Consider the following 23894-nt stretch of genomic DNA (forward strand, 5'->3'; position numbering starts at 1 on the left):
CTGTTCAAGCCGTGCCGAGCGGGGTGAACCGGCGAGATAGATCAATAAAAAAACGGCAGCCACTGGCTGCCGTTTTTTCTCGCAAGGCCGGGGCCTTACTTCTGCTCCATGATGATCTGCAGCAGGTCTCCCTCCAGCAGGGCCCGCTTCACCAGCGCGAAACCACCGACGGTGGGTTGATTCTGGAAGCGTGCCTTCACGATGGGCAGGCCGCGATGGAAGCTTGGCAGCGACTGGTGCTCCACGCAGCGGCGGATGGCCGGGAACAGGATCTCCTCGGCGGCGGTGATTTCGCCGGCGATCAGCACTTTCTGCGGGTTGAACAGGTTGACCGTGATGGCCACCGCCCGTCCCAGATGCTCACCCACGTTCTCGATCACGCTGCGGGCCAGCTCGTCACCGGCCATGGCCGCCTTGCACACCTCCTGGATGGTGATGTGCTTCTCCTGCAGCGAGCTCAGGTGGCCGCGGCTGATGAGCTCCTTCACCTTGTCGACGATGGCCTCGTTGGAGGCGATGGTCTCCAGACAGCCGAAGTTGCCGCAGTGGCAGCGCTTGCCGAGCGGCTCGACCTGGATGTGGCCGATCTCGCCGACGTTGCGGTTCTGACCGAGGAACACCTTGCCCTTGGTGATGATGCCCGAGCCTGCCCCCTGATGGACACTCACCAGAATGGAGTCCATGCAGTCGCGGGACTCGCCGAAGAAGTGTTCGGCCAGTGCCAGCGAGCGGGTGTCGTTACCCACGTAGCAGGGCAGGTTGAAGTGGTTTTCCAACAGCTTGGCCAGCGCCAGATTGCGGATCTGGTACTTGGGGGTGTAGATGACCATGCCCGATTCCGGATTGACAAGGCCCGGCATGGTCAGCGCGATGCTGATGAGGTTGCGGCTGCGATCCTGCTGGGAGTCGATGAAGGCACCGATCTCCCGCAGCAGCATGTCTACCACCGGTTGTTGCTCGATCTCGGTCACCTGGGTGACATGCTGGTCGAGCTCCTTGCCGTCGAGATCATAGAGACTCAGCTGCAGGTAGCCGCGACCCAGCTTGGCGGACACAAACTGGAAGCGATGCTTGATGGTGGTCAGGGAGATGGCGCGCCGTCCACCGGTGGAGGCTTGCGGCGAGGTCTCCTTGATCAGGCCATGCTCGATCAGTTGCCGGGTGATCTTGGTCACGCTGGCCGGGGCCAGCTGACTCAACTCGGCAATTTTGACCCGCGAGATGGGCCCCTGCAGGTCGATGAGCCGATACACGGCTGCACTGTTGACCTGCTTGATAAGATCTACGTTTGCTATTTGTCCGCCAGTCATAGTGTCACTGTGTTGTGTAGTGTCCGTTAACCACGGTCCCGCAGACCGTGAAGGCCTGATCAAAGACAGTCAGGTTGGCTATTTTTCCGACCTGGATACTACCGAGACGTGAGTCCCATCCAATGGCGCGTGCAGGGTAAAGGGTGGCCATTCTCAGTGCTTCATCGAGCGGTAATCCGACCTGTTTGACCAGATTCTCCACCCCCTCAATCATGGTGAGGGCAGAGCCGCCGAGTGTACCATTCTCGTCGACGCACTGACCATCGCGGAAATAGACGGTTGCGCCACAAAAATCAAACTTCTCAAAGCCTTCCGGTGCCCCCGCCGGCGCGGTCGCATCGGTGACCAGCACCAGTCGTTCCCCCAGCATCTTGTGGGCGAGGCGCACGTTGGCCCAGTGCACGTGATGGCCGTCGACGATAACGCCGGCGTAGACATCCTTGCGATCATAGATGGCACCCACCACGCCCGGCTCGCGGCCGTTCAGGGTCGGGGTCATGGCATTGTAGAGGTGGGTAGCGAAGCGAATGCCGCTGTCGAACCCGGCCATGGCCTGATCGTAATTGGCGGCGGTATGGCCGGCGGAGACCAGAATGCCGGCCTCCACCAGGCGGCGGATGTGTTCCGGCTTGTTGCGCTCCGGCGCCAGGGTGATCTTGGCGATGGCATCCGCGTTGGAGCAGAAAAAGTCGATCATCTCGTCGGCGGGCTGGCGGATCTGCTCGGCCGGGTGGATCCCCTTGCGCTTGAGGTTGGTGTAGGGGCCTTCCAGGTGCACGCCAAGGACTTCGTTGGGGTGCGCCGCCATGTAGTCGCGAGTGACGGCGACGGCCTGCTTCATGTCCGCATCCGGGCTGGTGATCAGGGTCGGGAGGAAGCTGGTGGTACCGGATTTCAGATTGGCGGCCTGCATGGTCGCCAGGGTCTCGGTGGTGATGTGGCCGTTGAACATGACGCCGCCGCAGCCGTTGAGCTGCACGTCGATGAAGCCGGGGCAGAGGTTGGCACCCTTGAGGTCAATCTGTTCGATGCCGGCCGGCAGTTCGGCCTGGTGGGAGATGGCGACAATCTGGTCGCCCTCGATCACCACCCCGTAACCGGTCAGCACGCAGCTGCCGGTGTAGAGGGTGCAGTTGGTCAATGCGTACATGGTGACTCCTTACAGACGGCCGATGTTGGCGGCTTCGAGCTGTTGGAAGTAGCGCACCGTCTTGACCTTGAGCTCCATGGTGGAGGGCTCGTCACACACCATCATTCCCTTCGGATGCAGCTGCAGGGTGGAGATGGTCCACATGTGGTTGACGCTGCCTTCCACCGCGGCCTGCAGGGCCTGCGCCTTGCCGTGACCGGTCACGAGGATCATGATCTCCTCGGCATCCATCAGGGTGCCGACGCCCACGGTCAGCGCCAGCTTGGGCACCTGCTCCATGTCGCCACCGAAGAAGCGGGAGTTGGCGATGCGGGTGTCTTCGGTCAGGGTCTTGACCCGTGTGCGGGAGGCCAGGGAAGAGGCCGGCTCGTTGAATGCGATGTGGCCGTCGTTGCCGACGCCACCCATGAACAGGTGGATCTTGCCGTAGGACTTGATCTTGTCTTCGTAGCGCTTGCACTCGGCCACCAGATCCGGCGCATTGCCGTTGAGGATGTTGATGTTCTCGGGGCGAATGTCGATGTGGCTGAAGAAGTTGTTGTGCATGAAGCTGTGGTAGCTCTCGGGGTGGTCTTCCGGCAGGCCGACGTACTCGTCCATGTTGAAGGTGACCACGTTCTGGAAGCTCACCTCACCGGCTTTATGCAGTTCAATCAGGCGCTTGTAGGTGTTGAGCGGAGTGCCGCCAGTGGGCAGGCCCAGTACGAAGGGGCGATCGGCAGTGGGTTTGAACGCATTGATACGGTCAACGATGTAACGGGCGGACCACAGCCCCACTTGGCTGGCAGATTTCAACGGGATCAGGCGCATTGTAGATACCTCTGTACGGGTTGCTGCCGGGATGTCGGCGGCAAATAGACTGGGACGGATTCAAGTTGTTTTATAGCGTAAATAAAGATTGCGAACTAAGCCACATCTATCCGCCACCTTTATCTCGTTTGGGTGATAATGATCACGATTACAGGTTTATTAATTTGCGCAGCGAAATAAAAGCCCTAGACTGCCAATCAAGCCTTGATGGCTTATGCGTCAAACGTGATAAGCACTTAATTTCTAGAAAAACATTAACTAAGGAGAGGAACCGTGAACATTCTCGGTTATTTGCAAAAGATCGGCCGTGCCCTGATGGTGCCGGTAGCGGTATTGCCTGCCGCCGCGATCCTGATGGGGATTGGCTACTGGATTGACCCGAATGGTTGGGGTGGTGGCAGTCCTGTCGCCGCGTTCCTGATCAAGGCCGGCGCAGCCATCATCGACAGCATGCCCGTGCTGTTCGCTGTCGGTGTTGCCTATGGTATGTCCAAAGACAAAGACGGTTCTGCCGCGCTGGCCGGTCTGGTCGGTTTCCTGGTAGTGACCACGCTGCTGAGCCCGGGCGCCGTTGCCCAGATCAAGGGTATCCCGGCCGATCAGGTCCCGGCTGCCTTTGCCAAGATCAGCAACCAGTTCGTCGGTATCCTGTGTGGTGTCATCGCCGCCGAGCTCTACAACCGCTTCAGCAGCGTGGAACTGCACAAGGCGCTGGCCTTCTTCTCCGGCCGCCGTCTGGTGCCGATCGTAACCTCCGTGGTGATGATCGTCGTCTCCTTCATCCTGATGGCCGTCTGGCCGGTCATTTACGGTGGTCTGGTGAGCTTTGGTGAATCCATCGTCAGCCTGGGCTCCACCGGCGCCGGTATCTACGCCTTCTTCAACCGCCTGCTGATCCCTGTCGGTCTGCACCACGCCCTGAACTCCGTGTTCTGGTTCGACGTGGCCGGCATCAACGACATCCCGAACTTCCTGGGCGGCCAGTCCTCCATCGACGCCGGCAAGGGCATCGTGGGTGTGACCGGCATGTATCAGGCTGGCTTCTTCCCGATCATGATGTTCGGTCTGCCGGGTGCCGCGCTGGCCATCTACCACTCCGCCAAGAAAGAGAACAAAGAGAAAGTTGCGTCCATCATGATCGCAGCAGCCTTTGCCGCCTTCTTCACCGGGGTGACCGAGCCGCTCGAGTTCTCCTTCATGTTCGTGGCGCCGGTGCTGTACGTCATCCACGCCCTGCTGACCGGTCTGTCCGTGTTCATCGCTGCCTCCATGCAGTGGATTGCCGGCTTCGGCTTCAGTGCCGGTCTGGTGGATATGGTGCTCTCCAGCCGCAACCCGCTGGCGACCCACTGGTACATGCTGCTGGTACAAGGCTTGGTGTTCTTCGGTCTCTACTACGTTGTGTTCCGCGCTGTCATCGTCAAGTTCAACCTGAAAACCCCGGGTCGTGAAGATGACGAAGCGGTACCGGCACAGGCTCAGACCACCGACCGTACCGAACTGGCACGCCAGTATCTGGAAGTGCTGGGCGGTCAGGAGAACCTGGTGACCATCGATGCCTGCATCACCCGTCTGCGTCTGACCCTGAAAGACCGCAGCATCGTTGACGAGCGCAAGCTCAAAGCCCTGGGCGCGGCCGGTGTGGTCAAGCTCGGTGAGCAGAACCTGCAGGTGATTCTGGGCCCATTGGCCGAAATCATCGCCGGTGAGATGAAGGCCCTGCGTTAATCGGGCGCCAAGATCGCCTCAAGTCTAAGTCCATTGTTGACATAACTAAGGGCCCCGCCTCGGGGCCCCATATAAAAAAAGCCAAGAAAATCCAACCTTTACTTCAAATGAGAGCAGCAGTTATGAACTTGAAACATTCTCTGTTAGCCATTGCCATGTCTACCGTTTTCGTCAGCCAGGTACAGGCAGCCGATGCCGCCAAGCAAGCCGTGGTCGATTCCCTCGCCAGCAACCTCGTCGTCAAGTACGAAGTCGTCACCAACGACGGTGCCGGTGCCGGCCTCGACTGCCAGGCGCTGGGCTCCGAGTGGGCGAGCTGCGGCGTTGCCAAGCTGCACCTGACCAATACCGGTGCTGACGTCACCTCCAAAGACTGGAGCATCTATGTCTCCTCCATCCGTCGTATCCAGCGTGTGGACAACGACCAGTTCACCATCACCCACCTGACCGGCGACCTTTATCGTTTGACGCCAACCGAGAAGTTCCAGGGCTTTGCCAAGGATGCCACGGTCGAAGTGCCGCTGGTGGTGGAGTACTGGGTACTGTTCGAATCTGACATCATGCCGAACTGGTATGTCGCCAGCGAAGGTGCCGAGCCGAAAGTACTGGCCAGCATGAGCAACATCGACGATGCCAGCACCTACGAGAAGCCGATGCCGGCCGATGGCTGGAAGCGTACCAAGGATGACAAGAACATCCTGATGAACAGCGAAACCCGTTTCGCGGCCAACCAGACCAGCACCCTGCTGCCGGCTGGCAAGGTCGACAACCAGATCCTGCCGACCCCGATGAAGCAGGTGGTCAAGGCCGGCCCGCAGGTCGACTTCTCCACCATCAAGCTCAATGCCCTGGATCTGCCGAGCGATCGCGCCGAGGCCCTGAAGGCTCAACTGACCAAGCTAGGTGTCACCCTCTCCGACACCGGCTACCCAGTGACCATCAAGCTCGGCAGCAAGCTCAAGCAGGCCGAAGGCTACGACATGACCATCGGCCAGAAAGGCACAGTGGTTCAGGGTCATGACATCGAAGGCGCCTTCTGGGGTGCCCAGTCCCTGATTTCCCTCTTGGGGGTCAACGACAAGCTGGTCAGCCAGATGCACGTCGAGGATGCGCCGCGCTTTGAATACCGTGGCATGCAGACCGACGTGGCCCGTCACTTCAGAAGCCCCGAGACTCTGAAGAAGCTGGTTGACCAGATGTCCGCCATGAAGCTCAACGTGCTGCATCTGGGGCTGACCAACGATGAAGGCTGGCGTCTGGAGATCCCGGGCCTGCCGGAACTGACCGACGTCGGCAGCCAGCGTTGCCACGACGAGTCCGAAACCAAGTGCCTGATGCCGCAGCTGGGCTCCGGCCCGACCAGCGACAACCAGGGTTCCGGTTTCTACAGCAAGGCCGACTACATCGACCTGGTACGCTATGCCAAGGCCCGCGGTGTGACCGTGATCCCGGAGATCAACATGCCGGCCCACGCCCGTGCTGCCGTGGTCTCCATGGAAGCGCGTTACAAGCGCCTGATGGCTGAAGGTAAAGAGACCGAAGCCAACCAGTTCCGTCTGACCGACCCGGCCGATACCTCCAACGTCACCTCGGTGCAGTTCTACGACAAGATGTCCTTCATCAACCCTTGCCAGCCGGGCGCTGCCACCTTCGTGGCCAAGGTGATGGATGAAGTTGCCCAGATGCACCAGGCCGCCGGCCAGCCGCTGACCGCATGGCACTACGGTGGTGACGAGGCGAAGAACATCATGCAGGGCGGTGGTTATCAGGATCCGGCTGTCACCAAGAAAGAAGAGCTGGTGGCATGGAAAGGCAACGTCGATTCCAGCAAGCAGGACAAGCCGTTCGGCAAGTCCCCGATGTGCCAGAAGATGATCGACGATGGCAAGATCAAGGACGTAGCCGAGCTGCCGGTTTACTTCGCCAAGGAAGTGGGCGAGATGGTCAAGGGCCACGGCTTCTCCACTCTGCAGGCGTGGGAAGATGGTCTGAAATACGCCAACAGTGCCAAGGACTTCGCCACCGACAACACCCGTGTCAACTTCTGGGAAACCCTCTACTGGGGTGGCTTCAACGAAGCGATGAAGTGGGCGCACAAGGGTTATGAAGTGGTGCTCTCCAACCCGGATTACCTCTACTTCGATTTCCCGAACGAGGTACACCCGGCTGAGCGTGGCTACTACTGGGCAACCCGCTTCAACGACACCCGCAAGGTGTTCGCTTTCGCCCCGGAAAACCTGCCGCAGAACGCCGAGACCTCGGTTGACCGCGACGGCAACGCCTTCGTGGCCAAGGGTGACCAGGATCCGGTCAAGTTCAAAGGGATCTCCGGTCAGCAGTGGAGTGAAACCGTGCGTACCGACGCTCAGTACGAGTACATGGTTTACCCGCGTATCTTCTCCATGGCTGAGCGTGCCTGGCACAAGGGCGGCTTCGAGCTGAACTATGTGAAAGGTCGCGAGTTCTCCGGCGAGACCAAGTATGTCAACAAGGCCACCCTGAATAAGGAGTGGAACCAGTTCGCCAACGTGCTGGGTCAGCGCGTGCTGCCGAAACTGGACCAGGCCGGGGTGGAATACCGCCTCTCCGTACCGGGCGCCAAGGTGGTGAACGGTGTGCTTGAAGCGAACGTGGATCTGCCGGGCCTGCCCATCCAGTACAGTCTGGATGGCAAGAGCTGGAGCGCCTACGACGCTGCCGCCAAGCCGAGCGTCAACGGCAAGGTCTACCTGCGTACCACCAGCTTCGACGGCAAGCGCACCAGCCGCGTCACCGAGCTGAACTGATAGCCCTCACTCCATAACGCAAGGTGGGTCGCAAGACCCGCCTTTCCCAAGGACGATGGTCATCGGGCTTGGGAAAGGTTGACTGTGCGTGTGAGCCTTTGTTGTGTGTGTGTATTGTCTGTTTTTGTTTTTCATCACCTTGAACCCCGCCTCGTGCGGGGTCTTTTTTTCGCCAGTCAGTCAAACCGGCCACCAGTGCGGGGCGTTTTGCGGCGCCAGTACCCCGAAACGGGCAAATTCAGGTTGAGACAGGGCGCGTAATGAGGGATCATATCCGGCTTGACGGCGGGGGGATGAGGGTGCCAGCCGGCACAACTTCCGCCAGTGACGCATTTTTGAGGTGAGCCATGAGTCAGGCGAACAGCCCAACTAACTTTATTCGTCAGATCATTGATGAAGATCTGGCCAGCGGTAAGCACAAGAGCGTGCATACCCGTTTTCCGCCCGAGCCGAACGGTTATCTCCATATCGGTCACGCCAAGTCCATCTGCCTGAACTTCGGCATCGCCCGCGACTACCAGGGCCAGTGCAACCTGCGCTTCGACGACACCAACCCGGTGAAGGAAGATATCGAGTACGTTGAGTCCATCAAGCAGGACGTGCAGTGGCTCGGCTTCCAGTGGAATGGCGAGATCTGCTACTCCTCCGACTATTTCGACAAGCTGCACGGCTATGCCATCGAGCTCATCGAGAAGGGGCTGGCCTACGTGGACGAGCTCTCTGCCGAGCAGATGCGCGAATACCGCGGTACCCTGACCGCGCCGGGCAAGAACAGCCCGTTCCGCGATCGCAGCGTGGAAGAGAACCTGGCCCTGTTCGAGAAGATGAAGAACGGCGAGTTTGCCGAAGGCACCGCCTGCCTGCGCGCCAAGATCGACATGGCCTCTCCCTTCATGGTGATGCGTGACCCCGTCATCTATCGCATCAAGTTTGCCCACCATCACCAGACCGGTGACAAGTGGTGCATCTACCCGATGTATGACTTCACCCACTGCATCTCGGACGCCCTGGAAGGGATCACCCACTCCATCTGTACGCTGGAGTTCCAGGACAACCGTCGCCTGTACGACTGGGTGCTGGACAACATCACCATCGATTGCCACCCACGTCAGTACGAGTTCTCTCGTCTGAACCTCGAATACACCGTCATGTCCAAGCGCAAGCTGAACCTGCTGGTGACCGAGAAGCACGTGGACGGTTGGGACGATCCGCGCATGCTGACCGTCTCCGGCCTGCGCCGCCGCGGCTACACCCCGGCCTCCATCCGCGAGTTCTGCAAGCGCATCGGCGTTACCAAGCAGGACAACATCGTCGAGATGAGCATGCTGGAAGCCTGCATCCGCGAAGATCTCAACGAGAATGCCCCGCGCGCCATGGCCGTGCTGCATCCGGTCAAGGTGGTCATCGAGAACCTGGCCGCCGACGAAGTGCTGACTGCCCCGGCGCACCCGAGCAATGCCGAGATGGGTACCCGCACGCTTCCCTTCACCCGCGAGATCCTCATCGATGAAGCGGACTTCAAAGAAGAAGCCAACAAGCAGTTCAAGCGTCTGGTACTGGGCAAGGAAGTGCGTCTGCGCAACGCCTATGTCATCAAGGCTGAACGGGTCGAGAAGGATGCCGACGGCAAGATCACCTGCATCTACTGCTCTTACGATCCCGAGACCCTGGGCAAGGATCCGGCGGACGGCCGCAAGGTGAAAGGGGTGATCCACTGGGTCAGCGCCACTCACTCCCTGCCGGCCGAAGTGCGCCTCTACGATCGTCTGTTCAAGGTGCCGAACCCGGGTGCCGAAGAGGACTTCGAAGCGGCCCTGAACCCGGACTCCCTGGTGATCATCGAAGGTGCCCGCGTCGAGGCTTCCCTCAAGGATGCCAAGCCGGAGCAGGCTTACCAGTTCGAGCGTGAAGGGTATTTCTGCGCCGACAACAAGCTCTCCAGCCCGGAGCACCTGGTGTTCAACCGCACCGTGGCCCTGCGCGACGTGTGGGGCAAGGCCGAGGCCTGATGAAGGAGGGCAGGGGAGGCCCTGCCCTTTCTTGTCCGGAATACGGGCACAAAAAAGCCAGCATCATGCTGGCTTTTTTATTGCGCGGGTTCTGCCAATCAATCGTCGTGCTTGCAGTCGCCGGCGGCGCAGTGGCCATAGAGATAGAGGCTGTGATTGGTCAGACGGATGTTGTGCTTCTTGGCGATCTCGGTCTGGCGCTGCTCGATCACCTCGTCGGAGAACTCGATCACCTTGCCGCAGTCGAGGCAGACCAGGTGGTCGTGGTGTTCCTGGGTGGCCAGCTCGAACACCGACTTGCCCCCTTCGAAGTGGTGACGGGTGACGATACCGGCATCATCAAACTGGTTGAGAACGCGGTAGACGGTAGCGAGACCAATCTCTTCACCCTGGTCGATCAGTCGTTTGTACAGATCTTCCGCACTGGTGTGCTGGCAGTCCGGCTGTTGCAGGATTTCCAGGATCTTGACACGGGGCAAGGTGATCTTGAGCCCGGCCTTTTTTAACGCTTGGTTGTTGTCTGCCATTTCTATTTATTCGCATTCTCGAAGGTGTGGTTATTCTGATTGACTGCCGCTGTAATGGCAACCACGAACTCGCTTGGCCTGTCATTATAGGTCGTAGCTCACCTAAAAATAAACCCAGTAATTCAAGGGCTTTAGCGCGATCGACCACCTATCCACGAATTGTGCGGATTGTGACGGCGGCTTGCTCACCCGCCGAATGTTGATAAAATGTAACCTTCTTCACTCTGGTCGGATGAGATCCATGGATTGGCTTTTTGACAACGCGGCCTGGGTGCGCCGCGCACTCAACACCTGGCCCCCCTTCTGGGGCGCGGGCATCAAGATAGAGACATTGAGCGATGATTTTCGCTTCTGCCGGGTCACCCTCAAGTCCCGCTGGTGGAACAAGAACGCCAACCGCACCCAGTTTGGCGGCAGCATGTTTGCGATGACGGATCCCATCTATCCGCTGATGCTGATGGGCTATTTCAGGAACCGTTATTACGTCTGGGACAAGGCGGGCAGCATCAACTACATCAAGCCTGGCAAGGGCAAGCTGGTGGCCGAGTTCAACCTGACCGACGGCAAGCTGGCCGCCATAGTCGCGGCGACCGAAGGGGGAGACAAGCACTTTCCCGAGTTTGAGGTGACGGTACAGGATGGCCAGGGCGAGCTGGTGGCCCAGGTCAAACGTACCCTCTATGTGCGGGCCAAGCCCGAACACAGGGGCGGCGAGAGGGCATGACCAGAAAACAACAAGGGCCCCGCGGGGCCCTTGTTGTCAGAGGTGCTGGCAAGCGTGGATCACTCCAGCTCGGCCAGGCACATCTCTTCATGCAGCTGTTTGCACCAGCCCTTGACGCGCTCGGCAGTCATCTCGGGTTGGCGATCTTCGTCGATGCCCAGGCCCACGAAGTGCTTGTCGTCCACCAGCGCCTTGGAGGCTTCGAACTCGTAACCGGCGGTCGGCCAGTGGCCGATGACGATGGCGCCTTTGGCTTCGACGATGTCACGCAGGGTGCCCATGGCGTCGAGGAAGTACTCGGCATAATCTTCCTGATCGCCGCATCCGAAGATGGCGACCAGCTTGTTGGTGAAGTCGATCTCTTCCAGCTCGGGGAAGAAGTCGTCCCAGTCGGCCTGGGCTTCGCCATAGTACCAAGTCGGGATACCGAACATCAGCAGATCGAAGCTGTCGATGTCGGCCTTGCTGCTCTTGGCAATGTCACGGACTTCAATCAGTTGTTTGCCCAGTTCTTTCTGGATCATCTTGGCGACAGCTTCGGTATTACCGGTATCGCTGCCGAAAAACAGACCTACACTAGCCATAGTGTTTAGTTACCCGTATCTGGTGTTAATGCTTAACGGTCAGATTGCGATGCCTGCTGCATGTGCAGACTCAATCTGTTGCTTCAGGATAGATTGGATCAGCTCGGCTCGGCTGACGTTCTGTTGTAACGCAAGTTGGTTCAGGCGCTCCAGCAATTCGGCCTCCACCTTTAACTCTACCCGCTTCAGGCCGTTCTCTCGATCGCGCTTGAGCTGGTTGCGCTTGTTGATCTTGAGCTGGGTCTCACGGGGGAGTGGGTTGGTCTTTGGCCTGCCGGGGCGCTTCTCGTTTGCGAACAGATCCAGTGTTGTTCGATCAGTTTGCTGTTTGGCCATACATCACAGATGGAAATAAGTTAGCCGATGCCTGAGCCTTCCCAGCCCAGTTCGATCAGCCCCTTGGCGACAAAACCTGCACAACCCAGGAAGAGTACCAACCAGACGATGAATCGGCCGAAACGGGGCACATTGCCGCGTTTGAGCACGTCCTGAATGGCCAGGCCAATCAATACGAAAATGGCCACAAAGAATAACTTCAGGCCCAGACTCTCGATCAGGTCGATATGTTCACTTAGCATGGATTGCGCACACTCCTTATGACGGGCGCACTATATCACAAAGGATTTGAAACTGTTAACCGCCTGTCGACAGGAAATCCACAACCAGTTTGTTGAACAAAACCGGCTTTTCCGCGTGCAGCCAGTGACCGGTGCCGGCGATGACCCGGGCCTTGGCAGCGGGAAATTGGGCCATAACCGTCTCGGTATGCGCGGGCAGCATGTAGTCGGAATCGCCCCCCTTGATGAAGAGCGCAGGCCCCTCGAAACGGCTCTGTGGATCGGGCCAGCCCATGATGTTGGCGTAGTTGCGCTCCAGGGCCGGCACGTTGAAACGCCAACCCCAACCTGACTCCCCCTTGGCGAAGGACTTGAGCAGGAACTGGCGTACGCCGGCGATCTCGACATGCTCGGCCAGGATGGCTTCCGCCTCGCCGCGGCTTTGCGGAGCCTGTTCGAGCGTGGCATTGAGGCCGGCAAACACGTTCTGGTGGCGGGCGTGAGGGTAGGCGACCGGCGCTATGTCGGCCACTACCAGCCTGGCGACGCGGGTCGGCGCCTGCTTGGCAACCTGCATGGCCACCTTGCCCCCCATGGAGTGGCCCACGAGCGCCACCTGTTCAAGCCCCAGCCGATCGAGCAGGGCGAGCAGATCAGCGGCCTGGGCCGGGTAGCTCATCTCATCGGAGTGAAAGGAGGCGCCGTGGTTGCGCAGATCGACGCTGATGACCCGGTATTGTTCGCTCAGCGGGCGTGCCAGCAGGCCCAGGTTGTCCAGGCTGCCGAACAGCCCGTGGATCAGCACGACGGGTTGGCCCTGGCCCTGCTCCTTGAAGTTCAATAATGGGTTTTGTTGCAAAATGACACCTTGTCGGTCGTGAGTACGTTGCTCGCCATGATTTAACGCACTGGAAAGAAAAGGATTTCACTCATCACGGAGCAAAAAAGTGTGGTTTTTTTCCTAAAAAAAGCCAGCCAGATCGGCTATCAGTGCGACGGATCACACACTTGGGCCGCTATTATGCCGTATTCTCGATGAGATTCATGCACATCTGTCCGCCCCTTGCTTGGGCTGCCGGGTTTGCCTATGTATAATCGCCGCATCCGAATTTCGACGAGTCCAGCGCATCCCTATGAAAACCATCGAGCTTGATGACGATCTCTACTTCTATATCGCCAGCCAGACCCGGCACATCGGTGAGAGTGCCTCCGATATCCTGCGCCGCCTGCTGGAACAGCCCGCCCGCCAGGCCTCGCCGGTCGCAGCAGAGGTGACGGCAGCTCCGTCGCCTACCGTGGCCGACGCCATGGGGCTGGAAACGCTGCTCGATTCCGGCGAGCTGCAAAAAGAAGAGAAGTCCATCAACCGCTTCATGCAGGTGCTCAGTACCCTCTACCGGGATGATCCGGTCGGGTTTACCCAGGCCACCGAAATCAAGGGGCGCAAGCGCGTCTATTTCTCGCGGGATCCCGATGCCCTGCGCGCCAGCGGCAGCACCACCAAGCCCAAGCAGGTGCCACAAACCCCGTTCTGGGTGATCACCAACACCAACACCAGTCGCAAACAGAACATGGTGGCCCAGCTGATGGCCAGCATGGGGTATGGCGACGAGGTGATTGCCCGGGTGTGCGGCGCAATCTAACGGTTCATCAGACTCAGGCCTTGCTGGGCAAGGCCGCCATCAAGCAAGGACAACGCCATGGCACAGCATTCCCACGCCGGTCAGCCGGCCCGTTTGAGCGACCTGACCAACATTCCCCGTCTGGTCAGCGCCTACTACCTCAACAAGCCGGACATGAGCCGCCCCGAGCAGCGGGTTGCCTTCGGCACCTCTGGCCACCGCGGCAGCGCCTTGCACAATGCCTTCACCGAATCCCACATCCTGGCGGTGACCCAGGCGCTGGTGGAGTATCGCCAGCAGGCCGGCATCACGGGCCCGCTGTTTGTCGGCATGGACACCCACGCCCTGTCTGAATCCGCCTTTGCCAGTGCGGTGGAAGTGCTGGCCGCCAACGGCGTCGAGACCCGCATTCAGGCCGGCCTCGGCTTTACCCCGACCCCGGTCATCTCTCACGCCATCCTGCGCCACAATGCGGGCAAGCCTGCCGCGCGCGCCGACGGCGTGGTGATCACCCCGTCCCACAACCCGCCGGAAGACGGTGGCTTCAAATACAACCCGCCCCACGGCGGCCCCGCGGAAGGGGAGATCACCAAGTGGGTGGAGGATCGCGCCAACGCGATTCTGGAAGCGGGTCTGGCCGGCGTGAAACGGATGCCGTTCGCCGAGGCCCTCAAGAGCCCGTTCGTGGCCCTGCACGACTATGTCACTCCCTATGTGGATGACCTGAAGAACGTGCTGGACATGGAGGCCATCAAGCAGGCCGGCATCAAGATCGGTGTCGATCCGCTGGGCGGCTCCGGCGTCGCCTACTGGGACGTCATCGCCAAAACCTATGGTCTGAACATTGAGGTGGTGAACTACAAGGTCGACCCGACCTTCTCCTTCATGACCCTGGATAAAGACGGCAAGATCCGGATGGACTGCTCCAGCCCGTTCGCCATGGCCAGCCTGATTGCCCTCAAGGACAAGTTCGACATCGCCCTTGGCAACGACCCCGACTACGACCGTCACGGCATCGTTACCAAGTCGGGCCTGATGAACCCGAACCACTATCTGGCGGTGGCGATCCAGTATCTGTTTACCCATCGCACCGGCTGGTCTGCCGATGCTGCGGTCGGCAAAACGCTGGTCTCCTCCTCCATGATCGACCGGGTGGCCGGCGAGATTGGCCGTACCCTCAAAGAGGTGCCGGTCGGCTTCAAGTGGTTCGTGGATGGCCTCTACAGCGGCGAGTTCGGCTTTGGCGGCGAGGAGAGCGCGGGCGCCTCCTTCCTGCGCAAAGACGGCACCGTCTGGACCACCGACAAGGATGGCTTCATCCTGGCGCTGCTGGCGGCCGAAATTCTGGCGGTGACCGGCAAGGACCCGCAGGCCCACTACGACGCGCTGGAGGCGAAATTCGGCCGCTCCAGCTATCGCCGCATCGACGCCCCGGCCAACAGCGCCCAGAAGGCGGTGCTCTCCAAGCTGGATCCGGCGCTGGTGGAAGCCTCCACCCTGGCCGGCGAGCCCATCGTCGCCAAGCTGACCAAGGCGCCGGGCAATGATGCTGCCATCGGCGGCCTCAAGGTGGTGACCGAGAACGGCTGGTTCGCGGCGCGCCCCTCGGGTACCGAGTCCATCTACAAGATCTACATGGAGAGCTTCAAGGGCGAGGCGCACCTGGACCTCATCCAGCAGGAAGCCCAGCAGATCGTCTCCGCCGCTCTGGCCAAGGCCGGGGTCTGAGTTCGACTCAAATACCCGCGGAATGTGAAAGAGGAGCCTTGATGGCTCCTCTTTTTTATTGCGCTTGAGCTGGATGGGTTGTGCTCACGGCCTGCCGCACTGACCGGTGCTCGCCCGGCGGGCCTGCCAGCGCTTGAAGAAGGGGCGAGCAGGCAGCTTCATCAGGAACAAAGAGAGCAGGATCACCCCGATACCGAGCCATTGGCGAGCGTCCAGCGTCTCGCCCACCATCAGCACCCCGCAGGAGACCGCCACCATGGGGTTGGTGAGGGCCAGCATGCCCATCACCTCCGGGCCGTGGCGCTTGAGCCCCCACAGCCAGGCCCAGTAGGCCAGCGCCGTGTTGAGCAGGATCAGCCAGAGCAGGCCGGGGGCGCTTGCCGGCTGTGGCAGCGGCATGGGGCCGGCCAGCCACCAGGCGAGCGGGATCAGCATCAGGCCACCCAGCAGCAGCTGCCAGGCGGTCAGCGCCAGCAGATCGCTCACCGGCCAGTGGCGCATCCAACGGCTGGACTGGCCGATGAGCAGGGTGGCCAGCAGGGCGCAGGTCACGCCGACAGGGTCCAGATTGGCGGAAGGGTTGAGCAGCAGCAAGACCCCGCCCAGTCCCATCAGGCCCAGCAGCAGCCATTTCAGGGACGGTCTGACACCATCCTGCAGCCAGGCCAGCAACATCAGGATCAGCGGCAGGGTGGCACCGAGCGTACCCGCCACGGCGCCCGGCAGCCGGAAGGCGGCCACGAACAGCAGGGCGAAGAAGGCGGCGATGTTGCAAAACGCCAGCAGGCTCTGTTTGCCCCAAGGCAGGGGCGGCAGACGCGGGCGTACCAGCAACAGGAGCAGGCCGGCCGGCAAGGCGCGCCACACCGCCACCCAGTAGGGGGAGTAGTCGGTCAGATAGAGGCTGACGACGGCATAGGTGCTGCCCCAGAGCAGGGGGGCCAGCAGGGCGATCAGCATGGGCATGTATTTGTCTCTTTACAAAGTATCTTTAAGTAAAGATAAATTAGCCTCAAATTGTTTTACCATCAAGTATCTCGATAAAAAGATAAGTGGCCGAAGATGGAATCAGATCATGTAGACCTGCTGCTGGCCCAGTGGGCCCGGCAGCGACCGGATCTCGACTGCTCTCCCATGGGCGTGCTGGGACGGGTGGCGCGAATGGCGGCGATCGCCGGACGGGAAGTGAGCGAGGAGCTCAAGGAGTGCGGCCTGCTCGGCAGCGACTTCGACATTCTGGCGACCTTGCGCCGGGCCGGCGAACCGCTCACCCCGACCGTGCTCTATCAATCCGCCATGTTGAGCTCGGGGGCCATGACCGCCCGGCTCGACAAACTGGCAGAGCGAGGCTTGGTCGAGCGTCAGGCCGCCCCGAGCGATCGGCGCAGCCTGCTGGTCTGCCTGACCGACGCGGGTCGGGAGTTGGTTGACCGGGCGGTGGAGCGGCACGTGGCCAACGAGCGGCGCCTGCTGGCGCCATTGACCCTGACCGAGCAGGAGCAGCTGGCCGCCCTGCTCAAGCGCTGGCTGCTGGAAAACGAGTGACCCCCAGAGCCTGGTGAGCGGTCGTCATGCCTCCGCAGACAGGATAGCCTGCATCTGGGCCAGCACGGCGTTCACCTTGGCGGCGGGCGGATGGGTGCGGCCCAGTACGCGCAATCCCCACACCATGGTCATCAGCAAGGCGGCGGTGGCGTCGACGTCGCGCCCGGCGGCCAGCTCCCCTGCCGCCTGCGCCTGGCGCAGGGCTGCACTGACCCGCAGCTCGACCTCGGCGAGGTGGCTGCTGGCGGTCTCCTGAATGAGCGGGTGGTGGCGGCCGATCTCCAGCAAGGTGTTGACCAGCAGGCAGCCACGGTGTGCCTCGCTGGCGATGGCATCCCGGGCCACAGCATCGAGCAGGGCCTGCACGCCCGCCAGGGGGGAGGCAGCCGAGCCCAGGATCTGCTCGATCTGCGCCAGGCTCTGCGCCGAATAGCGCTGCAGCACCTCCATGAACAACCCCTCCTTTGAGCTGAAGGCGCCGTACAGGCTGCTGGGCTTGAGTCCCATCCGTTCGACCAGCGCGGCAATGCCAGTGTTGCTGAAGCCGGTATCCCAGAAGGCGTTGAGGGCGATTTCCAGTACCTGTTCTCTGTCAAATGATGCGGGTCTTGCCATCTCGATTCCTGCCTTGTGAAATGTCATTCTGGAGTGATCACTAAAAAACAGCTTGACCATGGAGCTTGGTCCGTCTGATATTGTAGCGACCACTACAAAAAGGATGGTCATGATGCACACACTCGAGCAAAAAATCAAAGCGTACGATGAGCAGAAGCAGCGCCAGGTACCAGCCCCGGTGCTGGCCCTGATGGAGGAGGCGACCCGCAGCCTGCAGGAAAGCGGGCTGGCGGAGGCCGCCCTGGGTCGTGGCGAACAGATGCCCGACTTCGCCCTGCCGGATCAGCACGGGGTGGTGCGCCCGCTCTCCCACTATCTGGCGGAGGGGCCTGTGCTGCTCAACGTCTATCGCGGTGGCTGGTGTCCCTACTGCAACATGGAGATGCAGGCGCTCAACGCCGTGCTGCCGGCGCTACGCGAGCGCGGCGTGAACCTCATCGGCATGACGCCGGAAACCCCCAGTTCGGCGCAGGATACCCTCACCGCCAACGGGCTGGCGATCACCGTGCTGAGTGACGAGGGCAACCGGGTCTCGGCAGCGCTGGGGCTGGTGTTCGAACTGCCGGAGGCGCTCAGGCCCATCTATGCCGGCTTTGGCATCGACATCCCGGCGAGCAACGGCGACGAGAGCTTTACCCTGCCGGTGCCGGCCAGTTACATCATCGGCCAGGACCGCACCGTGCTCTACCACTTCATCAACGCCGATTACACCCGTCGGGTCGAGCCGGCCGCCCTGCTTGCCGAGCTGGATCGTCTGGCGAAGGCTGGGGCGCTGTAAACGCACACTGCGCCCGGAGGCGCAGTGTGGATGGTTGGCGAGGCGGCCCCGAGGGCTGCCTTTTTTATCCGGCCGGATCAGAAACCGCCGCGGGCATCCTTGACCGCCAGCCCCAGCTGCCACACCGCCATGGCGTAGTGGGTGCTGTGGTTGTAGCGGGTGATGGTGTAGAAGTTGGGCAAGCCGTACCAGTACTGATAGCCGGTGCCCACGTCCAGACGCAGCAGGCTCGCCTCGTTGTGGTTGCCGAGGGTGCTGGTGGGGGTCAGCCCGGCGCGGCGCAGGGAGGCAACCGGGTAGCGGGTCTGGAAGCCGTGCTCGTAGCCGGGCAGCTGGCCCTGACCGCGCACCGCCACCGGTTGTCCCTTCTCCCAGCCGTGGGCCTTGAAGTAGTTGGCCACGCTGCCGATGGCATCCACCGGATCCCACAGGTTGGTGTGGCCGTTGCCGTTGAAGTCCACCGCGTAGCGCTGGAAGCTGGAGGGCATGAACTGGCCGTAGCCCATGGCGCCGGCGTAGGAGCCCTTGGGTTCGGTGGGATCCATCCCCTCGTCGCGGGTCATCACCAGGAAGGATTCCAGCTCGCTGGTGAAGAACTCGGCCCGGCGCGGGTAGTCGAACGCCAGGGTCGCCAACGCGTCCAGGATGCGGGTCTTGCCCATCACCCGGCCCCAGCGGGTCTCCACGCCTATGATGCCGACGATGATCTCCGGCGGCACCCCATAGATCTGCTGGGCGCGGTTTAGCTCGTTCTCGTACTCACGCCAGAAGCTGACGCCGTTCTGTACGTTGTCCGGGGTGATGAACTTGGCACGGTAGCGATTCCAGGCGCCGGTCGGGCCGGTGGGTGGCGTGGTGGTGGGTGCCTGGGCATCCATCAGGCGGATGATCCAGTCATAGCGTTCGGCCTGGGCCAGCACCCGGTGCAGCTCGGCGCCATCGAACCCGTGCTTTTGCACCATCCGCTGCACGAAGTTGTTCACATTGGCGCGATTGGCGAAGTCCCCCTTGCTGACTCCCGGCTGGCTCACCTGCCCGTAGAAGGGTTTGCTCGGCGGCGTCTGGTTGATGAAGGCGCTGTTGGGCTGGGGCTTGACCACGGGCTTGGCAGCCGGCGTGCTGCTGCAGCCATAGAGCATGGGAAACAGGGAGAGGGTGAGCACGGAGACAAGGCGACGCATAAGGTTCTCATGAGCCTGAAAAAGAGTGTCGCCATGGTAAAACATTGTCGTCCATGCGCAAGTGTTCCGTAGCGGCCTCCTCCCGCCGTCCTGCCTCAACGCAGGGTGTGGTAACCGCTCCAGAGCCGGGTCAGGGTGGTGATGGCGCAGAGCAGGGCAAAGCCGTAGGCGAGCGGGGCGAAGGCGGCGGGCCACAGGCACATCAGCACGAACAGGGTTATGGTCTCGCTCCCCTCGGTGAGGCCGCCCAGATAGTAGAGGGATTTGTGGTGGTAGACCGGATTGTCGATGCCCCGCTTGCCCGCCATGATGGCAAATGCCAGAAAGCTCGAGCCGGTGCCCATGAAGGCAAACAGCAGGGTGGCGGCGGGCAGCGCATTGGCGGGGGTGGCGAGGGCAAAGCCCAGCACCACGGCGGCGTAGAAGATGAAGTCGAGCGTGATGTCGAGAAAGCCGCCGCAGTCGGTGATGCCGGTCTCCCGTGCTACGGCGCCGTCGAGCCCGTCCAGCAGCCGGTTGAGCAGGATGGCCGCCAGCGCCCACTGATAGCAGCCAAAGGCCAGCAGCGGCAGCGCCAGCATGCCGATGGCAAAGCCGGTGAGGCTGACCTGGTTGGCGCTGATCCCGGCGCGGCAGAGCGGTCTGGCGAGCCGGGCGAGGGGGCTGCGGATAACGGGGATCAGGTGGCGGTCAAACAAGGTGAACTCCTCGGTCAAAAACGGGATTCGGTGAGCTGGATTATGGTGCCCGGCGCGTCATCTTCGTCGTGGGTCACCAGAATGGCGGGGATGGCCAGTGCCTTCACTTGCGCGAATACCAGTGCGCGAAAGGCGGCCCGCAGCGGCTTGTCGAGGCGGGAGAAGGGCTCGTCCAACAACAATGCTTCGGGCTCGGCCAAGAGCGCCCGCAGCAGGCTGACACGGGCCTTCTGGCCGCCGGAGAGCGCCCCCGGCAGCTTGTCCGCCTGATCTGTGAGATCCACCTGCGCCAGCGCGGCCACCGCCTTTTCCCGCCGCGCTCCGTGCCCCTTCACGCTGGCCGGCATGCCGAACATCAGGTTCTCCGCCACCGTCAGGTGGTCGAACAGCAGATCATCCTGAAACAGCATGCCGATGCGCCGCGCCTGGGGCGGCAGCTGGGTGAGCCGGCGCGCGCCCAGGGTCACGTCCCCCTCCAGCCGGAACGGGCCGCTGGCGGGCAATACCCCCGCCAGCGCCGCCAACAGCGAGCTCTTGCCACAGCCACTGGGCCCCATCAGGGTCAACACCTCGCCCGGCGCCACCTGCAGGGCGGGCAGCGAGAGCAGCAGGTTTTCCTCCAGATAGAGGCGAAGAGGCGTGGTGCTCAGCATATGGCTATCTCCATCATGAGAGTTCATCGTCAGCGGGCGCCCTTGAGCGCCGGGTTGAGCCGGGCCGGCAGCCAGAGCGCCAGCAGATAGATAACGAGCGGCAGCAGCAGTTGCAGCAGGCCGTAGAGGCCCGCCAGCCGCCGGTTGAGGCCGCTGCCGATGGCCACCGCCTCGGTGGTGATGGTGACCACCCGGCCGGCGCCAAACAGCAGGGTCGGCAGGTATTGGGCCAGACTCACAGCCGCTCCAACGCCGAAGGCAAACAGCAGCGGACGGGCCAGCAGCGGCCCTTTCACCTGCCACCAGGCTCGCCACGGGGTTGCCCCCAACAGCAGGGCACTCTGGGTGATCCGTGGGTCGAACTGGCGATAGGGGCCCTGCAGGCACAAGTAAACGTAGGGAAAGACAAACAGCAGCTGGCTCCAGAGCACCCAGCCCCAGCCGATGCCATCGCCCCCCCACCCGAGGCTGAACCAGTCCACCCCGAGCCGAATGCCGAACAGCAGGCTGGCCTGTGGCAGCAGCAGCGGCAGACAGATGAGCCAGAGTGGCCAGGGGCGGCGGCCCGCCTGTGCCTCCAGGCTCAGCACCGCCATCACCAGCGCTATCGCCCCGCTCGCCAGCGCCAGCAGCATGCTGGTGGTCAGCAGCGGCGACAGGGTCGGCAGCAGTTCGAGCCAATGGCGGCCGCTCCACTGGCTCGGCCAGAGGGCGGGAAAGGGCCAGCGCCGGGTCAGCGACCAGAGCAGCAAGGCCCCCAGTACCGCCAGATTGAGGGCAATCAGCGTCACCACGCTGCCGGTGGCAAGGGTGCGGCCAAGAGCGCTTGGATTTGCTCGTCTGCCATCGAGCCAGCCGGGTTTGCCAAGGGTTCGATGGGCCAGCTCGAGCAGGCGCAACAGGGCCAGCAGCAGCGCCGTGATGGCGAGCAGCAGCAGGGCGCCGCTGGCGGTGGCGCCGCGCCAGGCAAGGTCCGGGTCCTGATACCAGAGCCACAGGCGCACAGCCAGCGGAGCGGGAGCATCGGGCCCGAGCAACTGGGCCAGATCCACTACGGCTACCCCGTAGGCGGCCACCGCGTAGAGGGGCAGACGCAAGGCGGGCCACAGCGCCGGCAGCAGCAGGCGCCACCAGATCTGGGGGGCGCTGAAGCCAAGGCTCGCCCCCAGCCACTGCTGACGCGCCACCCTGGCGGGGTCTTGTGTACCGAGCGCCATCAGCAGCAGGAATGGGGTCTCCTTGAGGGTCAGGGCGAGGATGAGCCCGAGCCCGGCGGGATCGCGCAGGGTCTGCCAGTCGGGGGGCAGCTCGAACCCGGTGAGGGTCGGCGAGAGCAGGCGCAGCAGCCAGCCGGAGGGGGCGAGCAGAAAGGCAAAGCCGATGGCAAAGGCGACGTGGGGCAGTGCCAGCAAGGGCGATAGCAGCCGACGCAGCCAGCCGACGGCCCGGCTGTCGCTGTGGGCCAGCAGCAGGGCGGTCAGCAGCAGGCTGGCCAGGGTCGAGGCGGCGCCAATCCACAGGCTCAGCAGCGCCGAGTGCCAGATGCCCGGCTGGGCCAGCAGCCGCTGCAGGTGGGCCTGACTCAGCCCCTCGGCCAGCAGTTGCCAGCCCCCCGCCAGCAGCGGGAGACCGAAAACCAGGGCGCACCCGGCGGTGAACAGGGGGCGCCAAGCGGATGCAGCGCTGCCAAACCGGCTCATCAGTGGCCGTAGCGCTCGGCCCAGGCCGCTTCGAGCCTGAGCTGCCAGCTGGGGTGGGGCTCTGCCACCGATTTGAAGCGCAGTGCCGGCGCCTGCTGCTGGGTGGCGGGCAGGGCATCGGCGCGCAGCACGCTGGGATCGCCCCAGAAGGCGGGCTCGGCCTTGCGCTCCTGGGCGGCGGGGCTCAGCAGGAAGTTGGCCACCACCTTGGCACCGGCACGGGCGTTGGCATTGAAGGGGATGGCGAGGAAATGGCTGTTGGTCAGCGCCCCTTTCGCCATGGCCACCGCCACCACGTTGGGGGGCAGGGTGCCATTTTGCACCGCGCTCTGCGCCTCCTGCGGGTTGAAGCTGATGGCCATGGCGAGCTCACCGTCATCGAGCAGTTGGCGGGTTTCGGCGGCGCTGGTGGGGAACAGCTTGCCTTTGCGCCAGAGCGTCGGATGCAGCTCGTCCAGCCAGGCCCAGAGCGGGGCGGTAACTTTGGCAAAATCGGCATCGGTCGCCTCCCGATAGAGGGGGGCGGGATCCGGGGTCAGCTCCAGCAAGATCTGTTTGAGGAAGCTGGAACCGTGAAACTGGGGCGGTTTGGGATAGGTGAAGCGGCCGGGGTGGGCCTTGCTCCAGGTGAGCAGGGCCGCCGCCGAGGTGGGCAGCGGGCTGACCTCTTCGCCGTTGACCATCAGGTTGAGCTGGCCTATGCCCCAGGGGGCTTCCAGCCCCTCCACCGGCACGGTGAAGTCCTCGCTCACCGGCAGGGTACCGTCGACCAGCGCCATGTTGGGCAGCTCCCGGGTAAAGGGGGCGCCGAGCAGCCCCTGCTCCTTGAGCGCCTTGAAGTTCTCGCCGTTGACCCAGAGCAGGTCGATGGGGCCGCCACTGCGCTTGCCGGCCTGCTTGTTGGCCAGCAGCTGGCTGACGCTCTGGGCGATGTCATCCACCTTCACCTGCACCAGCTTGACCTGGTATTCGCGCGCCAGCTCCTGGCCGGCCCACACCAGATAGGCGTTGATCTCCGGGCTGCCGCCCCAGGCGTTGAAGTAGACGGTCTGCCCTTTGGCCTCGTCGAGAGTCTGCTGCCACTGCGGGTTGTCACCAGCGTTGGCCTGGGTGAAGAGGAGGCTGCCTGCCAGCAGGGGCAGGGTGCGCAGCAGCTGTTTGAACGAGGGCAATGAGTGTCGCATCTGGG

General features: G+C 62.2%; 23 protein-coding genes. 8 read left to right on the forward strand and 15 right to left on the reverse strand.

Features of this window, described 5'->3' with window-relative positions; translation table 11 throughout:
• Window positions 1–95: 95 nt before the first annotated feature.
• From AB5Y94_RS03745 to nagB, 3 genes are read right to left on the reverse strand one after another with little or no spacing between them, the layout of a single operon-like run.
• Complete coding sequence (locus AB5Y94_RS03745; protein ID WP_010634486.1) at window positions 96–1310, reverse strand: ROK family protein; 1215 nt, start codon at window positions 1308–1310, stop codon at window positions 96–98.
• Between the two features lie 4 nt (window positions 1311–1314).
• Window positions 1315–2460 (reverse strand): N-acetylglucosamine-6-phosphate deacetylase, encoded by a 1146-nt coding sequence (gene nagA, locus AB5Y94_RS03750; RefSeq protein ID WP_368204916.1) that lies wholly within the window; start codon window positions 2458–2460, stop codon window positions 1315–1317.
• A gap of 9 nt (window positions 2461–2469) precedes the next feature.
• Window positions 2470–3270, reverse strand: a complete 801-nt coding sequence (gene nagB, locus AB5Y94_RS03755) for a glucosamine-6-phosphate deaminase (RefSeq protein WP_017766092.1) — start codon at window positions 3268–3270, stop codon at window positions 2470–2472.
• Between the two features lie 273 nt (window positions 3271–3543).
• Between nagB and nagE the strand changes: the two genes are divergently transcribed.
• The 3 genes from nagE (at window position 3544) to glnS (ending at window position 9793) form a co-directional block, all read left to right on the forward strand.
• A complete protein-coding gene (gene nagE / locus AB5Y94_RS03760) occupies window positions 3544–4998 on the forward strand; it encodes an N-acetylglucosamine-specific PTS transporter subunit IIBC (RefSeq protein WP_011705424.1) in 1455 nt (484 codons plus the stop codon).
• Between the two features lie 122 nt (window positions 4999–5120).
• Window positions 5121–7784, forward strand: a complete 2664-nt coding sequence (locus tag AB5Y94_RS03765) for a beta-N-acetylhexosaminidase (RefSeq protein ID WP_368204918.1) — start codon at window positions 5121–5123, stop codon at window positions 7782–7784.
• A 347-nt stretch (window positions 7785–8131) separates the two neighbouring features.
• On the forward strand, window positions 8132–9793 hold the full coding sequence (gene glnS / locus AB5Y94_RS03770) for a glutamine--tRNA ligase (RefSeq protein ID WP_368204921.1): 1662 nt from the start codon (window positions 8132–8134) through the stop codon (window positions 9791–9793).
• A 98-nt stretch (window positions 9794–9891) separates the two neighbouring features.
• On the opposite strand, the gene fur is transcribed toward glnS, so the two are convergent.
• Window positions 9892–10320: a ferric iron uptake transcriptional regulator gene (gene fur / locus AB5Y94_RS03775; RefSeq protein ID WP_005299160.1), complete on the reverse strand. Its 429-nt coding sequence runs from the start codon at window positions 10318–10320 to the stop codon at window positions 9892–9894.
• A 241-nt stretch (window positions 10321–10561) separates the two neighbouring features.
• On the opposite strand from fur, the gene AB5Y94_RS03780 reads away from it, so the two are divergent.
• Window positions 10562–11044 (forward strand): DUF4442 domain-containing protein, encoded by a 483-nt coding sequence (locus AB5Y94_RS03780; RefSeq protein ID WP_368204924.1) that lies wholly within the window; start codon window positions 10562–10564, stop codon window positions 11042–11044.
• 59 nt (window positions 11045–11103) lie between these two features.
• Here the strand turns inward: AB5Y94_RS03780 and fldA are convergent, their stop codons facing one another.
• The 4 genes from fldA to AB5Y94_RS03800 are packed head-to-tail and all read right to left on the reverse strand — an operon-like array spanning window position 11104 to window position 13026.
• Window positions 11104–11628, reverse strand: a complete 525-nt coding sequence (gene fldA, locus AB5Y94_RS03785; RefSeq protein ID WP_005299167.1) for a flavodoxin FldA — start codon at window positions 11626–11628, stop codon at window positions 11104–11106.
• 39 nt (window positions 11629–11667) lie between these two features.
• The gene (gene ybfE / locus AB5Y94_RS03790; protein WP_005299169.1) at window positions 11668–11964 is read right to left on the reverse strand and encodes a LexA regulated protein; all 297 of its coding nucleotides are present in this window, start codon (window positions 11962–11964) and stop codon (window positions 11668–11670) included.
• Between the two features lie 20 nt (window positions 11965–11984).
• Window positions 11985–12206: a DUF2788 domain-containing protein gene (locus AB5Y94_RS03795; protein ID WP_005299172.1), complete on the reverse strand. Its 222-nt coding sequence runs from the start codon at window positions 12204–12206 to the stop codon at window positions 11985–11987.
• Between the two features lie 55 nt (window positions 12207–12261).
• Complete coding sequence (locus AB5Y94_RS03800; RefSeq protein WP_124250567.1) at window positions 12262–13026, reverse strand: alpha/beta fold hydrolase; 765 nt, start codon at window positions 13024–13026, stop codon at window positions 12262–12264.
• A gap of 292 nt (window positions 13027–13318) precedes the next feature.
• Between AB5Y94_RS03800 and seqA the strand changes: the two genes are divergently transcribed.
• Window positions 13319–13828: a replication initiation negative regulator SeqA gene (gene seqA / locus AB5Y94_RS03805; protein ID WP_005299178.1), complete on the forward strand. Its 510-nt coding sequence runs from the start codon at window positions 13319–13321 to the stop codon at window positions 13826–13828.
• Window positions 13829–13885: 57 nt separating this feature from the next.
• Window positions 13886–15535 (forward strand): phosphoglucomutase (alpha-D-glucose-1,6-bisphosphate-dependent), encoded by a 1650-nt coding sequence (gene pgm, locus AB5Y94_RS03810; protein WP_267997152.1) that lies wholly within the window; start codon window positions 13886–13888, stop codon window positions 15533–15535.
• A gap of 84 nt (window positions 15536–15619) precedes the next feature.
• Here the strand turns inward: pgm and AB5Y94_RS03815 are convergent, their stop codons facing one another.
• Window positions 15620–16501 carry a DMT family transporter gene (locus AB5Y94_RS03815; RefSeq protein WP_279484586.1) on the reverse strand — a complete coding sequence of 294 codons (882 nt, stop codon included), beginning with the start codon at window positions 16499–16501 and terminating at the stop codon, window positions 15620–15622.
• Between the two features lie 96 nt (window positions 16502–16597).
• On the opposite strand from AB5Y94_RS03815, the gene AB5Y94_RS03820 reads away from it, so the two are divergent.
• The gene (locus AB5Y94_RS03820; RefSeq protein WP_017766083.1) at window positions 16598–17080 is read left to right on the forward strand and encodes a MarR family winged helix-turn-helix transcriptional regulator; all 483 of its coding nucleotides are present in this window, start codon (window positions 16598–16600) and stop codon (window positions 17078–17080) included.
• Window positions 17081–17104: 24 nt separating this feature from the next.
• On the opposite strand, the gene AB5Y94_RS03825 is transcribed toward AB5Y94_RS03820, so the two are convergent.
• Window positions 17105–17695, reverse strand: a complete 591-nt coding sequence (locus AB5Y94_RS03825) for a TetR/AcrR family transcriptional regulator (RefSeq protein ID WP_017781822.1) — start codon at window positions 17693–17695, stop codon at window positions 17105–17107.
• 112 nt (window positions 17696–17807) lie between these two features.
• On the opposite strand from AB5Y94_RS03825, the gene AB5Y94_RS03830 reads away from it, so the two are divergent.
• On the forward strand, window positions 17808–18473 hold the full coding sequence (locus tag AB5Y94_RS03830; protein WP_201892397.1) for a peroxiredoxin-like family protein: 666 nt from the start codon (window positions 17808–17810) through the stop codon (window positions 18471–18473).
• Window positions 18474–18550: 77 nt separating this feature from the next.
• Here AB5Y94_RS03830 and mltB read toward each other — a convergent pair whose 3' ends face one another.
• From mltB to AB5Y94_RS03855, 5 genes are all read right to left on the reverse strand, one after another.
• Entirely contained in the window at window positions 18551–19654 is a 1104-nt protein-coding gene (mltB, locus tag AB5Y94_RS03835) for a lytic murein transglycosylase B (protein ID WP_201892209.1), read from the reverse strand.
• Between the two features lie 95 nt (window positions 19655–19749).
• Window positions 19750–20352, reverse strand: coding sequence for a CDP-alcohol phosphatidyltransferase family protein (locus AB5Y94_RS03840; protein ID WP_042050743.1), 603 nt, complete (start codon window positions 20350–20352; stop codon window positions 19750–19752).
• Window positions 20353–20366: 14 nt separating this feature from the next.
• Complete coding sequence (locus AB5Y94_RS03845; protein WP_319905883.1) at window positions 20367–21005, reverse strand: ATP-binding cassette domain-containing protein; 639 nt, start codon at window positions 21003–21005, stop codon at window positions 20367–20369.
• A 29-nt stretch (window positions 21006–21034) separates the two neighbouring features.
• On the reverse strand, window positions 21035–22705 hold the full coding sequence (locus tag AB5Y94_RS03850; protein ID WP_279484585.1) for an ABC transporter permease: 1671 nt from the start codon (window positions 22703–22705) through the stop codon (window positions 21035–21037).
• Complete coding sequence (locus AB5Y94_RS03855; protein ID WP_336289012.1) at window positions 22705–23889, reverse strand: ABC transporter substrate-binding protein; 1185 nt, start codon at window positions 23887–23889, stop codon at window positions 22705–22707. The genes AB5Y94_RS03850 and AB5Y94_RS03855 overlap by 1 nt, the downstream gene beginning before the upstream one ends.
• Window positions 23890–23894: the final 5 nt, after the last annotated feature.

Source organism: Aeromonas sp. s5 (assembly GCF_040907865.1).
GTDB classification, from domain to species: Bacteria; Pseudomonadota; Gammaproteobacteria; order Enterobacterales; family Aeromonadaceae; genus Aeromonas; species Aeromonas dhakensis.

Excerpts from the sequence above, each read along its gene's own strand:
- AB5Y94_RS03745 (WP_010634486.1), bottom strand. The coding sequence starts at position 1,310 with ATGACTGGCGGACAAATAGCAAACGTAGATCTTATCAAGCAGGTCAAC.
- nagA (WP_368204916.1), bottom strand. The coding sequence starts at position 2,460 with ATGTACGCATTGACCAACTGCACCCTCTACACCGGCAGCTGCGTGCTG.
- nagB (WP_017766092.1), bottom strand. The coding sequence starts at position 3,270 with ATGCGCCTGATCCCGTTGAAATCTGCCAGCCAAGTGGGGCTGTGGTCC.
- AB5Y94_RS03765 (WP_368204918.1), top strand. The coding sequence starts at position 5,121 with ATGAACTTGAAACATTCTCTGTTAGCCATTGCCATGTCTACCGTTTTC.
- glnS (WP_368204921.1), top strand. The coding sequence starts at position 8,132 with ATGAGTCAGGCGAACAGCCCAACTAACTTTATTCGTCAGATCATTGAT.
- fur (WP_005299160.1), bottom strand. The coding sequence starts at position 10,320 with ATGGCAGACAACAACCAAGCGTTAAAAAAGGCCGGGCTCAAGATCACC.
- AB5Y94_RS03780 (WP_368204924.1), top strand. The coding sequence starts at position 10,562 with ATGGATTGGCTTTTTGACAACGCGGCCTGGGTGCGCCGCGCACTCAAC.
- fldA (WP_005299167.1), bottom strand. The coding sequence starts at position 11,628 with ATGGCTAGTGTAGGTCTGTTTTTCGGCAGCGATACCGGTAATACCGAA.
- ybfE (WP_005299169.1), bottom strand. The coding sequence starts at position 11,964 with ATGGCCAAACAGCAAACTGATCGAACAACACTGGATCTGTTCGCAAAC.
- AB5Y94_RS03795 (WP_005299172.1), bottom strand. The coding sequence starts at position 12,206 with ATGCTAAGTGAACATATCGACCTGATCGAGAGTCTGGGCCTGAAGTTA.
- seqA (WP_005299178.1), top strand. The coding sequence starts at position 13,319 with ATGAAAACCATCGAGCTTGATGACGATCTCTACTTCTATATCGCCAGC.
- pgm (WP_267997152.1), top strand. The coding sequence starts at position 13,886 with ATGGCACAGCATTCCCACGCCGGTCAGCCGGCCCGTTTGAGCGACCTG.
- AB5Y94_RS03815 (WP_279484586.1), bottom strand. The coding sequence starts at position 16,501 with ATGCCCATGCTGATCGCCCTGCTGGCCCCCCTGCTCTGGGGCAGCACC.
- AB5Y94_RS03820 (WP_017766083.1), top strand. The coding sequence starts at position 16,598 with ATGGAATCAGATCATGTAGACCTGCTGCTGGCCCAGTGGGCCCGGCAG.
- AB5Y94_RS03825 (WP_017781822.1), bottom strand. The coding sequence starts at position 17,695 with ATGGCAAGACCCGCATCATTTGACAGAGAACAGGTACTGGAAATCGCC.
- AB5Y94_RS03830 (WP_201892397.1), top strand. The coding sequence starts at position 17,808 with ATGCACACACTCGAGCAAAAAATCAAAGCGTACGATGAGCAGAAGCAG.
- mltB (WP_201892209.1), bottom strand. The coding sequence starts at position 19,654 with ATGCGTCGCCTTGTCTCCGTGCTCACCCTCTCCCTGTTTCCCATGCTC.
- AB5Y94_RS03845 (WP_319905883.1), bottom strand. The coding sequence starts at position 21,005 with ATGCTGAGCACCACGCCTCTTCGCCTCTATCTGGAGGAAAACCTGCTG.
- AB5Y94_RS03850 (WP_279484585.1), bottom strand. The coding sequence starts at position 22,705 with ATGAGCCGGTTTGGCAGCGCTGCATCCGCTTGGCGCCCCCTGTTCACC.
- AB5Y94_RS03855 (WP_336289012.1), bottom strand. The coding sequence starts at position 23,889 with ATGCGACACTCATTGCCCTCGTTCAAACAGCTGCTGCGCACCCTGCCC.